This is a genomic window from Marinomonas algae, assembly GCF_047525555.1.
Lineage (GTDB): Bacteria > Pseudomonadota > Gammaproteobacteria > Pseudomonadales > Marinomonadaceae > Marinomonas.
Window position 1 is genome coordinate 484,715 of record NZ_JBLIXK010000001.1, and the last position, 14,535, is coordinate 499,249.

Sequence of the window (14,535 nt, forward strand, 5' to 3'; positions counted from 1 at the left end):
ACAAGGTTCCAATAAAAATGGCCGACAGCTCTTGGTTTACTAGCTTCCCAGAATTAGATAGGAAAGATCTCACCACCGTAAAAAAGACACTAGACGGTGCCTATCGTGAGTTTTCTCGTAATTACGGTGAACTTATTGAAAGCTTTTTTGATCCATTACTCTCATTTTTAGTCTGGTTCGAAAAATTATTATTAGCTTCCCCTTGGTGGTTAACCATAGGTGTGATTTTGGCTGTTGTATACAGCGCAACTCGCTCATGGAAGCTTTGTACTGGCGTACTGGCGTCTTTACTTGCCATTGGTATATTTGGCATGTGGGATGACACCATGCGTACTTTAAGTGTCATTACCGTTTGTACGATACTCTCAATCGTCATTGGTGTGCCTACCGGCATTTTGATGTCACGTTCAAATAGAATGCAGTCCATCATAACGCCCATATTAGACATCATGCAGACCATGCCCGCATTCGTCTACTTAATACCCGTTGTTATGCTATTGGGCATTGGTAAGATCCCAGGTGTTATAGCCGTTATTATTTATGCTGTTCCACCAGTTATTCGCTTAACCAACTTAGGTATTCGTTTAGTCGACAAAGAAATCATGGAAGCAGCAACATCATTCGGGGCCACAAATACCCAGAAATTATTTGGTGTTCAATTACCCCTAGCTATGCCAACCATTATGGCCGGTATCAACCAAACTATCATGATGGCTCTCGCTATGGTGGTTGTAGCCTCTATGATCGGTGTAAAAGGCTTAGGGCAACCTGTTTTGAAATCCATTACCAACCAATACTTTACTTTGGGTTTACTAAACGGATTGGCCATTGTAGCGCTTGCTATTATTTTTGATCGAGTCTCTCAGGCTTATGCTAAACGCTCACAAAAACATCTAGGAAATCGTCATGACTAGCACAAACACAGATAACCAAACGACGAGTCCTCTCATCGAAATAAACGGTTTATACAAAATCTTTGGCCCCAAAGAGCAAAGTATTTTACCTATGCTAGAAACAGGTAAAAACAAAAAAGACATACTAGCAGAAACTGGCCACACAGTAGGTTTACGAGACATTAACCTTGACGTACACCAAGGCGAAATCTTCGTGATTATGGGGCTTTCAGGCTCTGGTAAATCTACGCTTATTCGTCACTTCAACCGCCTTATTGACCCAACTTCCGGTCAAATAAAAGTTGAAGGCGAAGACATTATGAAACTGTCTAAAGAAGAGTTAATCGAATTTAGACGACACAAAATGTCCATGGTTTTCCAAAATTTCGGGCTTTTACCACATAGAACGGTTCTGGAAAATGTTGCTTACGGTTTACAAATTCAAAAAGTTCCGAAAAAAGAACGCTCTGAAAAAGCCGTAAAATGGCTAGCGACTGTTGGCTTGGCGGGTTACGAAGAACAATATCCTGGCCAGCTATCAGGCGGTCAACAACAGCGTGTTGGCTTGGCTCGTGCTCTTTGTACTGATGCCGAAATTCTACTAATGGACGAAGCCTTCTCGGCGCTTGACCCTTTGATTCGTAGTGAAATGCAAGGTCAATTACTTGAGCTACAAGAAAAGCTGAAAAAAACCATTATTTTCATTACTCACGATTTGGATGAAGCATTACGAATTGGTGACCGAATAGCCATTCTAAACGATGGTGTATTGTCACAAATTGGTACACCAGTGGATATTCTTCTAAACCCTGCAGATGACTACGTTGAAGCTTTTGTTAAAGATGTAAACCGTGCTCGTGCAGTACCAGTCAAAACAATCATGCAGCAGTCAGTGCCGATTATAAAATCGGATAACTTAGCAGAAGCGATCACTAAACTGCCTAAGCAAGGTTACGCGTTTTATCAAACAGAATCTGGGTTCCATGGCATTCTGACTCGCAAGAAATTGGAAGCAGCCATTAAACTACGTCCAGAAGGCCGAATCACGCCTGAAGATGTCACCAAGATACCTGTTCTAATGCCTGATATGCTATTGCAAGAAGCACTGTCTGACTCATTAACATCCGACTACTCTCTACCCGTTCTGGATGAGAATGGTAAATGTGTGGGTGATCTAAGTTCTGAAAGTTTAGCTGAAACACTTGAATACAGCGCTGAGTAATTCACTTAGGCTCTTTTGTTTTCACTAAAAAGCACTCAAAAAAACCGCATTCACTTTTCAAAATGAATGCGGTTTTTTATATCTGCACAACATTTCGGTCAATAAGCTTTATCGACCAAAATAAAAGTCATAGCTTATTTTAAATCTAGAACGTCTTGCATGTCATACATGCCAGCTGTTTTACCTTCAAGCCAGCTTGCAGCGCGCACAGCGCCTTTTGCAAATGTCATACGGCTACTCGCTTTGTGAGTGATTTCAATACGCTCACCTTCTGTCGCGAACCACACTGTGTGCTCACCCACAACATCACCAGCACGAATGGTTTCAAAGCCAATCTCTTTTTGTGTGCGAGCTCCTGTTTGGCCTTCACGACCATACACAGCGCATTCTTTTAAATCTCGACCTAATGCATCCGCAACCACTTCGCCCATACGCAAAGCCGTACCAGAAGGTGAATCAACTTTATGACGGTGATGAGCTTCAACAATCTCTACATCGTAATCATCGCCTAGAATCTCTGCAGCCGTTGCAAGCAGCTTAAGAGTCAAATTCACACCAACACTCATGTTTGGCGCAAAAACCACAGGAGAATGAGCTGCAGCCTGATTCAAGGATGCTTTTTCTTCATCGTTTAAACCCGTTGTACCAACTACGATGGCTTTTTGATGCTTCACACAAAACGCAGCATTTTCTAGTGTCAGCGCAGGCGTCGTAAAATCAATAAGCACGTCAAAGTCATCAACGCAATCAGCTAAGCTAGCAACAGCCGCAACTCCTAATTTGCCGACACCTGCGATTTCACCTGCATCTGCTCCAACTAAACTGCTACCAGGTCTCAAAATAGCGGCACCTAAAGAAGCACCTTCAGCATCGTTAATGGCTGTAATCAAATACTTTCCCATGCGCCCAGACGCACCAATCACTGCTATTCGCATTATCTTGTCTTCCTCAAAAAATTTCGCAAACCATAACAAAAAATGACCTAAATCTCAGCCCTTAAAACTATTAAGATGACTTAGAAGGCATAAAAAAAGGAGCCAAAGCTCCTTTTTACGAAGAATCAATGATTAAAAGATTTCATTAGGTCTTAACTCTTCAATGGTTTCCAAATCAAACTCAATCACACCTTCTTCCGGCAAGTCGTCTAGACTTTGGCGTACAGCTGGTCGAGATTGATCATTCTGTTTAATCACAATTTCTACTCGACGGTTAGTCCCTCGATTCCTCACTGTATCATTTGGAACAAGAGGACGAGTATCTGCAAAGCCTGTTACAGCAAAGCGCCCTTGATCTAGCTGACCTGTAGCAAAAAGCTCTTCCGCAACTGAGATAGCACGAGCGGAAGACAGCTGCCAATTCGAACGGAATCGAACACTATCAATCGGTATATTATCTGTGTGCCCTTCGACTGAAATCGTTCCTTGAATCCCAACCAATACATCACGTATTAAGTCGATAACCGGAATGAAATCATAGTTTAATTCAGCCGATCCTGAGTCAAAAGAACCCTGATCTTTAATTCGAATCGTAATAGTTTCTTCTTGAGTTTCTATCTCGACCGTACCTTTCGAAATTTCTTCTCGCAGCACAGAAGCAATTTGCTGAGCATCTTCTTCTGTTTCTTGAATTTTCTGCTCTCGTTCTATATCTGCTTGAGATTTATTGACATAAGTGACCTCTGAAGGCTGCCCAGAATCTTCCTGCTGATTCAGCTCTGCCGTATCCGGCTTACAAAGTACTTCCAAAGTATGCTCTGGAACAGAGTCTACTTTTTGTCTAACCTCATTAATTGGCGTTGGTTCAGGTCGACCTGGACTAAATTCCAAAGCGATGACAGACGTCCCCATAGGAATCGCATCGGCTTCCACTTCTCTTTGCACACCAAAAGCGTATTTTAATGAACCCGCCAACTGTTTGAACTTGATGACATCCATTTCTGCGAATGACAATAGAAGCACAAAGAAGCACAGCAATAACGACATGAGATCAGCAAAGGTTCCCATGTAAGCAGGTAAACCCTCTATACATTCAGGGCAATCTGATTCTTCTTCATCACTCATTATAGAATCCACTTACAACTAACATGATTTATAACTAACACTACTCGCGTGCAGTTCGCTTCCCTTCCGCCAAATAAGACTTCAATGCATCATCAAGCACACGAGGGTTTTGACCCGATTGAATGGCCAGCAAAGCATCTAATATTAATTTTTGACAGGTTAATTCTTCTTCGGCACGAGCATTGAGTTTGGCTTGAATCGGTAGACACACCATGTTTGCCACCATCGCACCATACAGTGTCGTTAAAAGTGCAATCGCCATGGCAGGTCCAATAGAGCTTGGATCCGATAAGTTGGCTAACATTTGTACCAAACCAACCAAGGTTCCTATCATCCCCATCGCTGGAGCCACATCACCAAAAGCTTTAAAGATTTTGGCGCCGCTACTATGACGGTTGTAGGCTTGGCTCATTTCTTTACTAAGCTGATTTTTAACAACAGAACTATCATGACCATCTACTAACATTTGTATACCAGTAGATAAAAAAGGATGGCTAACTTCTTTTCCCTCTAGAGACAGTAACCCGCCCTTACGAGCTTCATCTGCTAATCCGTAAATTTCATCAATCAATGTGTCCATTGGAACACTTTTGAACATGAAAGCTTTACCTGCAACTTTACCAGCACCAAGAAATTGCCCCAGTGGATATTGCATTAAAGTAACCAAACTTGATCCAACCAATACGATAAGTATTGAGGTGGTATCAATAAACATCCCTGCAGACCCACCCAAAAAAATGGCAGCCCCAACAACTACAAAAGACCCTATAAGTCCTAATAACGTTGCGATATCCACACACGTCTCCCAACAAAAAGCTATAATGCGATCAATATATTAATATGATTCTATACGAAAGAAACACTAACCATGACATCTTCTTGCGTAATTTTTGTAATTTTCATTAACTCTCTCTTAAAAAGTGAGTATCTTTCCATTAGAAAATGTCATTTTATCAAGAGTAACTTCCATGTCTCGAAAAACTAATGTCCGCCATTTTGAAGAAAACCTAAAAGAATTGGACAACATCGTCACTCAACTTGAGTCTAATCAACTTTCTCTTGAAGAGTCTCTAAAAGCCTTTGAAAAAGGTGTTAAACTGAGCCAAGACTGTCAGTCTGTCCTCACCCAAGCAGAACAAAAAGTTCAAATTTTGCTTGAGAAACAAGATGGTGAGCATTTAGAAACATTTGATCCGGAAACCAATTCGTGACTTTAGACGATTTTTCACAATACGCTCGCCATCGAGTAGACAGCTATCTTGTTCAACATCTAAACGAATACAAACCCGCGACGCATTTACAAGATGCCATGGCGTACAGCCTATTTAATGGCGGCAAACGTGTTCGTCCTATGCTGACGTATGCCGCCGCTTCATTATTTGGCGATGCAAACGACCTGACAGACGCCAGCGCCGCGGCGATTGAATCCATTCACGCTTATTCTTTAATCCATGATGATTTGCCAGCCATGGACGATGACGACTTGCGCAGAGGCAAACCAACCTCTCACATAAAATATGACGAAGCGACCGCCATCCTTGCAGGTGATGCTCTGCAAACCTTTGCTTTTGAATTATTGAGCCAAGCCAAGCATAAGAACGCTGCTCTACAACTACAGCTCATTCAAGAATTAACGCACTCTTCTGGACGTCATGGCATGGTGACAGGCCAAATGATCGACCTTGCCAGTGTTGGGAAAAATATTGATGTTCAGGCTTTAGAAGAAATGCATCAACATAAAACCGGCGCTCTCATTCGTGCAAGCGTCCGTATGGGAGCCATCAGCACAGGAGCGACAACGCCCGCAGACTTTGCCGCATTAGACACGTACGCCAATGCAATTGGCCTCGCTTTTCAGGTTCAAGATGACATCATAGACATCACCAGCGACACCTCCACATTGGGCAAAACACAGTTTTCTGACGAAGATGCCAACAAACCCACTTACCCTAAATTACTCGGTTTACAGGGCGCTCAAGAACTGGCGAAGAGCTTACATGATCAAGCCGTCACCTCGATTTCACCTTTTGGTGATGCGGCACAGCCGTTAATTGAATTGGCAAACTATATTATTGGGCGCAACCACTGATATACTTACCCGCTTTTTAACAACCGCGTTTTTAAATTAACAGAGTGTGACCTAACCTGTGCCAATGTTTGAAGAAATACCAACAACACGACCTGACACGCCTTTACTGGACCAAGCCAATATTCCGGCTGATCTGCGTGCTTTGAGTAAAGAGCAACTGCCACAGCTTGTGCGTGAACTAAGAGAATTCATGCTATACAGCGTCGGACAAACTGGTGGTCACTTTGGTGCAGGCCTTGGTGTGGTTGAACTTACTGTCGCGCTACATTATCTGTATAACACACCAGAAGACCGCATTGTTTGGGATGTAGGCCATCAAGCTTACCCACATAAAATCCTCACAGGCCGTCGTGAAGCGCTCCTGAATATTCGCCAAGAAAATGGTATCTCTGGCTTCCCAAAGCGAGACGAAAGTGAATACGATACCTTTGGTGTAGGCCACTCAAGTACATCTATTGGAGCCGCGTTAGGCATGTCGCTCGCCGCTCGACAACTTAAAACTGGTCGTAAAGCGGTTGCCGTGATTGGTGATGGCGCTATGTCTGCAGGCATGGCATTCGAAGCACTTAATCACGCTGGCGATGCAAAAGCTGACATGCTCGTTATCTTAAACGATAACGAAATGTCCATATCCAAACCTGTTGGTGCGCTTTCTAGCTATTTTGCTCGTATCTGGGCCAGCAAGACTTATGACCATATTCGCAAAAGCGGTCAGAAAGTTTTTTCCGGTTTGCCTTCTGCTTTGGAGCTGGCTCGAAAAGCTGAAGAACATATGAAAGGCATGGTGTCGCCGGGCATGATGTTTGAAGAATTGGGCTTCAACTACATTGGTCCAATCGACGGTCACGACTTGGATCATTTATTAACCACCATCGCCAATCTAAAAGATCGATCCGGCCCACAATTTCTTCACGTTATCACAAAGAAAGGCAAAGGCTTTGAACCCGCTGAAGGCGACCCTATTGGCTATCACGCCATCAATAAGATCGAACCTGACCCAAAACCAAGCCAAGAAAAAAGCAGCTTACCTAAATATTGCAATGTGTTTGGGCAATGGGTTTGTGATGCCGCCGAGCATGACAATAAGCTGGTTGCCATTACGCCAGCGATGAAAGAAGGCTCCGACTTAATTGCTTTCGCTGACCGCTTTCCAGACCGATATTTTGATGTTGCCATTGCAGAGCAGCACGCAGTGACCTTGGCTGCAGGTATGGCGTGTGATGGATTAAAACCCGTCGTGGCAATTTACTCTACCTTCTTACAACGGGCTTATGACCAGTTGATTCATGATGTGGCCTTACAGAACCTTGATGTACTATTTGCCATTGATCGTGCTGGCTTAGTAGGAGAAGACGGACCTACCCATGCTGGCGTCTATGATCTGAGCTATTTACGCTGCATTCCTAACATGATTGTTATGGCACCATCGGACGAAGATGAATGTCGAAAAATGCTGCAAACAGGTTATCAATATGAAGGGCCTGCAGCAGTGCGTTATCCGCGTGGAACTGGCCCTGGAATCAAGCTAGAAGACAATCTAGAAACCATTAATATTGGCCAATCGCGCACATTACATACAGGTCAATCTGGTATTGTTATCTGCAGCTTTGGTCGACCTACTTATGACGCCCTAGAAGCAGCAAAAAATCTAGACGCTACATTGATAGACATGCGTTTTGTGAAACCGCTTGATGAGCAAGCCCTGTTAGATCAACGAGACGCAAAACTCATAGTAACGGTTGAAGAAAACGCCATTATGGGCGGTGCAGGCTCTGCCGTCAGCGAGTTTTTACAAGCAAACAATATTAATGCACCGGTTCTTCATCTAGGTTTACCTGACCAATACGAAGAACATGCTAGCCATAGCGCTATGTTAAAACGCGTTGGCTTGGACGCCTCTGGCATAGAAGCATCTATTCGACAAAAGCTCACCAAATAAAGCCTTTCCAATAGACCAAACTAGACACACAAGTTTCTATTTTGGTCTCTTTCTTAAATTACCTTAATGTTTTTTCTGCTTCCTCTATCACCATTTTTACGCGATTCGGAATACGCTTCTGACTATGGGTGCATAAGTACAAGGTTTCACTTACCGGCTCAGCCAATCGATGAACTTTAATACTATTCGGTTTGCTAAAAGCGCCAACAGCATGACGAGGTAAGACGGTAAAACCGAGTCCCATCGCCACAGGTTCAAGAATCAAACTAATTTGGTTGGAAAAACCTGTTCTTTTAAACACCTTCCCTTCTTCAAATTCTGGATAATTGGCGCCAATCAACAGCCTGACATGATAATCGCCATCAGGATGATCAATAAAACCAAGCTGCTGCAACTCATTCCAGCTTGCATCATGAGTGGTATGCGGCGTTACCAAAAGTAATTCCTCTTGCCCTATTGGTTTTATGTGCACATCTTTAAGACTCGATAAACGCGTCATGAAACCCAGATCAACCTTATGTTCTGCCACCAACTTCTCTATTTCTTGGTTGGGCGCAAAGCGATAATGAATAATCAATTTAGAATGACGCTGCTGCAACAAAAGCAACTGTTGATATAGCTTTAACCCAACACTGCCTGGTGAAGCGACTCTAACAACACCTTCAAATTTAGGGTCTTCTCCTAAACCTTTTTCAAGCTCAGATAACCCTTTAAGCAGCTCTCTTCCTTCTTGGTAAAGCCGATCTCCTGCATCCGTCAGCATAAATTGCTTACCTTGGCGCAATAACAAAGATGTCCCTATTTGTTCTTCTAATTTTCGCACCTGCTGACTCACACCAGATTGCGTCATATTTAACTTTTCTGCCGTCCGAGTGAAATGACCAACTTCAACCAAGGTACAAAAAGTGCGTAGCCAAAAAGGATTTATCATTACAAAAAATACTCATATCTATTTTAAATGATAATTTAACTTAATCACTTCTCCTTTGTAAACTAGCCACATCTTTAAAAGAGGAATGAATTATGAGTAATGTTTATCCACGCAATTTTTCCCATATTGGGATTTCAGTACCAGACCTAGAAGCCGCTGTTAAATTCTATACAGAAGTTATGGGTTGGTATCTCATCATGAAGCCAACAGAAATAACGGAAGACAAAAGTGCCATTGGTGAAATGTGTACAGACGTATTCGGTGCTGGCTGGGAAAAATTCCGTATTGCCCACCTGTCAACAGGTGACAGAATTGGTGTTGAGATTTTTGAATTTAAAGGCCAAGAAAACCCAGAAAACAATTTTGAATATTGGAAAACAGGTATCTTCCACTTTTGTGTACAAGATCCAAATGTTGAAGAGTTAGCTGACAAGATTGTTGCTGCTGGCGGCAAAAAGCGCATGCCTGAGCCTCGCTACTACTATCCTGGCGAAAAACCTTATCGCATGATTTACATGGAAGACCCATTCGGTAATATTCTGGAAATTTATAGCCACAGCTATGAATTGATATACAGTGACGGTGCTTACTAAAAGCCAATAAAAATAAAGCTCTATCATGTCTGATAGAGCTTTATACTTTGCATTCGATAATGAGATTTAAACTATTTATTAAATAAGCTGATAAAGGTTCGAATTCTCTCAGCATTCACACCACGGTCACTACGGCCAATTCGCGATACGCTGCGAATATCCACGCGGCTTTGCCCTTCTACAGACGATACAACCACCACAACATCATCGACAAACTGATAAACCGACGTTTTAGCACTGGCTTCAAAACGCAATGCATTTTGATCTTCAGCAACCATTTCCCACCCCATTTCCTTTGCTACTCTTAGGGCTTCTTGGAAAGCCGCTTGAGCTGATTTCTCAGAAAAGATCGGAGCAATATCAGGATAGGCTTGTTGTTGGAAAGCAGCGACTTCTGGGCCACCATAAACCAAAGTATTTCTTGCGCCTTCACGAGACTCATCAAGTACTTGAAAAAGCGGAGGATTAGTCGTGTCTGTCGTAATGTCATGAATCGGCGGAACACGCACTGGTGGGTTTATTTTTCCGTAGATTGTCGGTGCTAATAATGCAATACCAACAACAGCAGTGAAAAGCGACTTGCCTAGGCCACAACGGCTTTTCACAACCAAATAGTAAATAACACCAAAAATGCCCAGCCCCAAAACAGCATAAGCAATAGGGTTCATATAGTTACGCACCAACCCAAAACCAACAATTGGCTGCCACAAACCCAATTTAGCACCGAACATCATCACACCGATAACTAGAACAGCGATGATAGCGAGAGCCACTAAAACCGAGCCTATAATAGAAGAGCTAGAAGTTTTCATTCACATTCCTTTCCGTCATATACAATCTATAAAGAGTCAGAGCATACTGAATCCATTAAATTGAAAGCATTATAATTTACCTTCTTTTACTGACTCTCTAAGCACACCTAAAATTCAGGCAAGTACACCAAAGCACTTTTCGTATAAAACCCAGCTAGATAAAATAAAGGTTGTCATTGCCACAAGGCCGTTCTTCCAAGTGTCGAATTGAATACGAGCGTAGACGATTCCTGCCGAGGTAATACATAACGCCAACACACCAAGTATCCCCAAATAATTAGGAAACCATAAAGTAGCAGCGCCAAATAGCTCTAACATTCCTACAGTCAATAATGCCCCTTGATTCAGGCCACAGGTTTTAAAGAAAGATAAATGCGCATGAAACCGACTTTGAGGTAAACCAACTATCTTTACGCAACTAGAAAACAAGAAAAATATCGTCAGTTCTAACGACACCATAAAAATAATGAATGAAACCATCTTCAACCTCTAAAACCGTCTAAAAATTTTGCATCAAAATATCAAAGCCATTGAGTATACAAGATACTTAATGCTTTGCTACCGCTTGACTTCTATTCAGCAACCAAAGTAGCTAAACCTTAAACAAAGAGATAACTTTCTTATTGCCTCTCTTTCCCCTATAAATAATCACTCTGATATAATTTATTAAAAATGAACCATTAAAAAATTTATCTTCTAATTTGAGTACAACAATCGATGCAAAAGCACACTCATCCATCATTACTCACATTGCCGGTCATCAGCTTTCTCTCTTTATTTCTCGCCGGCTGCCAATCCCTTTTATCCTTCGATTCAGTTGACTCCGTAGAACAACTTTCCACTCAAATCAAAAGTGTAGACAGCATAGAAGATGTGAAAGCCGTCGCGGAACAAGCGAAAATCACACACAAGCTTATCCGCTCAGATATCAAAGCTATCAAAGCCTTATATGAAAACCTTGACCAAGAAGTGAATCAGAGATGGGGCTCAAACAACAGCGCTCTGCCAGACAAAAAAACCTATGTAAAATACGTGAACGACTACCAAGCAAGAACCGTAGTAGACTTTGATCAAGGCTCAGTACGAGTTGAAAGCATTGCTTCAAGTAATCCGCTAGCGTCATTAAAAGAAGCCATAACTACAACACTACTAACAACGGCTGACCCAACCAAAACAGACATTTTTTCCAGCTCTGCGCCCAATACCGAAGGTGTCCCTTTCTTATATCCTCAAGTCATTGATCACGATGGTAAAGTCGTTCAATACGCATGGCGAGCGGGACGTTATGCAGACTATTTAATTAATAATAAACTGCTGAAAAGCCAAGAAAATGGCAAAACCGTCTACGCTGTTGAATTTAATCTTGTGGAACAACACCAACACCTTCGCCAAGAAAAATACAGCGAATATGTCATCGCCGCTGCAAACCGCTACAACCTAGATCCAGCGCTTATTTATGGCATTATTGAAACAGAAAGCTCTTTTAATCCTTATGCTGTCAGTCCTGCAAATGCTTATGGATTAATGCAAGTCGTACCAGCCACAGCAGGCAAAGACGTTTATAACCTAGTAAAAAAACGCTCTGACGAACCAACCAAAGAAACCTTATTTCAACCAGAAAATAACATCGATATTGGCAGTGCTTATTTGTACATTTTGCAAACTCGATACCTTGTAAAAGTGACAAATAAACTCAGCCAGGAATACTCAATGATCTCCGCTTATAACGGCGGAACAGGAAATGTATTGAAAACTTTTGACAGCGACAGAACGGTTGCAATGGAAAAGCTTAATCAAAACTCAGCAAGCAGTGTTTATCAAAAGTTAAGATACGATCACCCTCGCTCCGAGTCTCAGTATTACTTAGAAAAAGTCACCAAGGCCAAGAAAAACTACCAGTAGAAAACGCATTTTATTTTAAATAAGACAGGCTGAATCCGATCGGCTATTGTTATAGAATATTAGTAATACAAATAAAAAAATAAAAGCCATGGAGTTACTATGTCATTATCCGTTATTCAACGAATTCTGTGCGGTTTCAGCGTCTTATTACTCTTACTCTTTTTAATTGCCGCTTCAGGCTTTTGGGGAGTCAGCAAAATAGAAAGTAGACTGGATATCGTGACAGGAAAGGTTTCTGATATTACTTCTACAAGCCACGCCCTTAAAGACGATTTGAGTTTAGCGAATTCCGCTGTCCTGCAATATCTTCTGAGCAAATCCCCAGACTCATTAGAAGGCTTATCTCAACGCTTTCAAACGCAAAAAAGTGAATACACTGAGGTTTCTGCAAGACTAGAAAGTCAGCTGGAAAACCTTGATGTCATGCGCAGCGCTCTAAGCAACATCAATAATGAAGCCAACCGTTTTTTCACATACACAGATATGGCATTTTCTAATTATAAAAAAATGCTGGATACTCAACTCCTAGTAAAAGAAGAAAAAGGCTACCTTAAAAGCTCTCTTCTCTTTACCTTAGAAGACTTAAGCTTCATGCAAGAAGAGGAAGATTTTGAAATTCGCTCTTCCGCTTCCTTCTTACAAAACAGCATACAAAATATAGAAACCTCTGTTGTTAACTACTTTGAGTCACAAGACCTACAAGATATGCAATCTCTGCGTGACAGCATGTCTTCCACTTTTGAAGCATTAAAAGATAAACAAGCCATCCTCAATAGCGACAATATCGATAGCCTAATTGACGAGCTGGAATTTGCCATCTTGTCTGACGAAGGTGTAATAGCCAAACATTATGAAAGTGTGAGCCTAGAACAAGAGTCCGAAGTTCTAGCGAAAAACCTATCCGCCAGCATGGACAAAATAAACACAGAAGTAGAACAACTGCTTTCTGAAACAGAGCACATGGGAGAAAGCGCAAAGGCAGAAGCCAGCACAGCGGCGTCTTTGTCCATCCTCATTATCGGCATTGTATTGATCATCTCTATTGCCATAGCAGTTCTTGTCACTTTATGGGTAAGTCGTAGTATAAAAAAACCATTGAAAGAGGTCATGACCGTATTAGGCAAAATTTCCGACGGTGATTTCACTCAAAGAAGCCAAGTAAACACACAAGATGAATTTGGCGAACTCTCTCGCTGGGTAAACGAACTTGTCTCAAAGCTGCAATCTGTTATGAAAGATATTGATCAATCTTCCAATAAAGTGGCAGATTCCGCAGCGAATAATGTGCGCCTCGCAAGCGATTCTAAACGTCTCATGAGCGCACAAAACCAACGTACAACAGAAGTCGCCTCTTCCATGAATGAGATGACATCCACCGTGGAACAGGTAGCCAAAAGCTCTGAAACCATTCTTCACCAAATTCAATCCGTTGACCAAGGCGCAACAAAAAGCCGCGCTCAAATGGATGCGAATATACAAAAGAATGAGCAATTACTCGCAAGAATCGAAGAATCAACTGTCGTTGTGAATCAGCTGGATGAATACTCAAAAGACATCGGTAACATCTTGGATGTGATTGAACAAATCGCAGAACAAACTAACCTACTAGCGCTCAACGCTGCCATTGAAGCCGCACGTGCAGGGGAACAAGGTCGAGGATTTGCCGTTGTCGCCGACGAAGTTCGTACGCTTGCCACTCGAACTCAAAGCTCAACAGAAGAAATCCAGCGAGTCATCACCCAACTTCAAGAAGGTGTCACCAAGACAGTCGGCAGCATGAACGAAAGTCATACCAGCGCCAATGCCAGTGTGGAAGAAGCACGCCTTGTAGGCACAGCCTTAACTGAGCTACAGCGCAACATGACAGAAATCCGGGACTTAAGTACTCAAATTGCCACAGCAGCAGAAGAACAATCCGCCGTAGCACAGGAAATCAGGCAAAACATTCAAGACATCTCTGAAATGTCTGAACAAGCCGCAACAGGGTCGGATCAAAGTGAAAAAGACAGTGAAGGCTTATCAAAACTCGCCACTCACCAAAAAGACCTTCTAAGCCAATTCAAAATCCTCTAACGAGTAGAAGCAACTTAGAAA

14 protein-coding genes are annotated in these 14,535 nt (G+C 42.2%); 8 read left to right on the top strand and 6 right to left on the bottom strand.

The window, feature by feature from the left end:
- Positions 1-17: 17 nt before the first annotated feature.
- Both ACMUMQ_RS02255 and ACMUMQ_RS02260 read left to right on the top strand, forming a co-directional pair.
- Positions 18-914 (top strand): ABC transporter permease, encoded by an 897-nt coding sequence (locus ACMUMQ_RS02255; RefSeq protein ID WP_414680419.1) that lies wholly within the window; start codon positions 18-20, stop codon positions 912-914.
- Entirely contained in the window at positions 907-2,115 is a 1,209-nt protein-coding gene (locus tag ACMUMQ_RS02260; protein ID WP_414680420.1) for a quaternary amine ABC transporter ATP-binding protein, read from the top strand. The genes ACMUMQ_RS02255 and ACMUMQ_RS02260 overlap by 8 nt, the downstream gene beginning before the upstream one ends.
- A 134-nt stretch (positions 2,116-2,249) precedes the next feature.
- Here ACMUMQ_RS02260 and dapB read toward each other — a convergent pair whose 3' ends face one another.
- The 3 genes from dapB to pomA all read right to left on the bottom strand — a co-directional run bounded on the left by dapB (position 2,250) and on the right by pomA (position 4,971).
- Positions 2,250-3,050: a 4-hydroxy-tetrahydrodipicolinate reductase gene (gene dapB / locus ACMUMQ_RS02265; RefSeq protein ID WP_414680421.1), complete on the bottom strand. Its 801-nt coding sequence runs from the start codon at positions 3,048-3,050 to the stop codon at positions 2,250-2,252.
- 132 nt (positions 3,051-3,182) lie between these two features.
- The gene (locus tag ACMUMQ_RS02270; RefSeq protein ID WP_414680422.1) at positions 3,183-4,175 is read right to left on the bottom strand and encodes a flagellar motor protein MotB; all 993 of its coding nucleotides are present in this window, start codon (positions 4,173-4,175) and stop codon (positions 3,183-3,185) included.
- Between the two features lie 40 nt (positions 4,176-4,215).
- Positions 4,216-4,971: a flagellar motor protein PomA gene (pomA, locus tag ACMUMQ_RS02275; RefSeq protein WP_414680423.1), complete on the bottom strand. Its 756-nt coding sequence runs from the start codon at positions 4,969-4,971 to the stop codon at positions 4,216-4,218.
- Between the two features lie 172 nt (positions 4,972-5,143).
- On the opposite strand from pomA, the gene ACMUMQ_RS02280 reads away from it, so the two are divergent.
- From ACMUMQ_RS02280 to dxs, 3 genes are all read left to right on the top strand, one after another.
- Entirely contained in the window at positions 5,144-5,386 is a 243-nt protein-coding gene (locus ACMUMQ_RS02280) for an exodeoxyribonuclease VII small subunit (RefSeq protein WP_317003100.1), read from the top strand.
- Positions 5,383-6,264: a polyprenyl synthetase family protein gene (locus ACMUMQ_RS02285; RefSeq protein WP_414680424.1), complete on the top strand. Its 882-nt coding sequence runs from the start codon at positions 5,383-5,385 to the stop codon at positions 6,262-6,264. Before ACMUMQ_RS02280 ends, ACMUMQ_RS02285 begins: the two co-directional genes overlap by 4 nt.
- A gap of 64 nt (positions 6,265-6,328) precedes the next feature.
- Positions 6,329-8,203 (top strand): 1-deoxy-D-xylulose-5-phosphate synthase, encoded by a 1,875-nt coding sequence (dxs, locus tag ACMUMQ_RS02290; protein WP_414680781.1) that lies wholly within the window; start codon positions 6,329-6,331, stop codon positions 8,201-8,203.
- A gap of 58 nt (positions 8,204-8,261) precedes the next feature.
- Here the strand turns inward: dxs and ACMUMQ_RS02295 are convergent, their stop codons facing one another.
- Positions 8,262-9,134 (bottom strand): LysR family transcriptional regulator, encoded by an 873-nt coding sequence (locus tag ACMUMQ_RS02295; protein ID WP_414680425.1) that lies wholly within the window; start codon positions 9,132-9,134, stop codon positions 8,262-8,264.
- Positions 9,135-9,226: 92 nt separating this feature from the next.
- Here ACMUMQ_RS02295 and ACMUMQ_RS02300 point away from each other — a divergent pair, with 92 nt between their 5' ends.
- On the top strand, positions 9,227-9,727 hold the full coding sequence (locus ACMUMQ_RS02300) for a lactoylglutathione lyase family protein (protein ID WP_317003097.1): 501 nt from the start codon (positions 9,227-9,229) through the stop codon (positions 9,725-9,727).
- Between the two features lie 71 nt (positions 9,728-9,798).
- Here the strand turns inward: ACMUMQ_RS02300 and ACMUMQ_RS02305 are convergent, their stop codons facing one another.
- Together ACMUMQ_RS02305 and ACMUMQ_RS02310 are read right to left on the bottom strand one after the other, a co-directional pair.
- Positions 9,799-10,539, bottom strand: a complete 741-nt coding sequence (locus ACMUMQ_RS02305) for a DUF1499 domain-containing protein (protein ID WP_414680426.1) — start codon at positions 10,537-10,539, stop codon at positions 9,799-9,801.
- A 114-nt stretch (positions 10,540-10,653) separates the two neighbouring features.
- Positions 10,654-11,019 carry a DoxX family protein gene (locus ACMUMQ_RS02310; protein ID WP_414680427.1) on the bottom strand — a complete coding sequence of 122 codons (366 nt, stop codon included), beginning with the start codon at positions 11,017-11,019 and terminating at the stop codon, positions 10,654-10,656.
- Positions 11,020-11,256: 237 nt separating this feature from the next.
- On the opposite strand from ACMUMQ_RS02310, the gene ACMUMQ_RS02315 reads away from it, so the two are divergent.
- Both ACMUMQ_RS02315 and ACMUMQ_RS02320 read left to right on the top strand, forming a co-directional pair.
- The gene (locus ACMUMQ_RS02315; RefSeq protein ID WP_414680428.1) at positions 11,257-12,441 is read left to right on the top strand and encodes a murein transglycosylase domain-containing protein; all 1,185 of its coding nucleotides are present in this window, start codon (positions 11,257-11,259) and stop codon (positions 12,439-12,441) included.
- Positions 12,442-12,540: 99 nt separating this feature from the next.
- Complete coding sequence (locus tag ACMUMQ_RS02320; RefSeq protein ID WP_414680429.1) at positions 12,541-14,514, top strand: methyl-accepting chemotaxis protein; 1,974 nt, start codon at positions 12,541-12,543, stop codon at positions 14,512-14,514.
- Positions 14,515-14,535 lie beyond the last annotated feature (21 nt).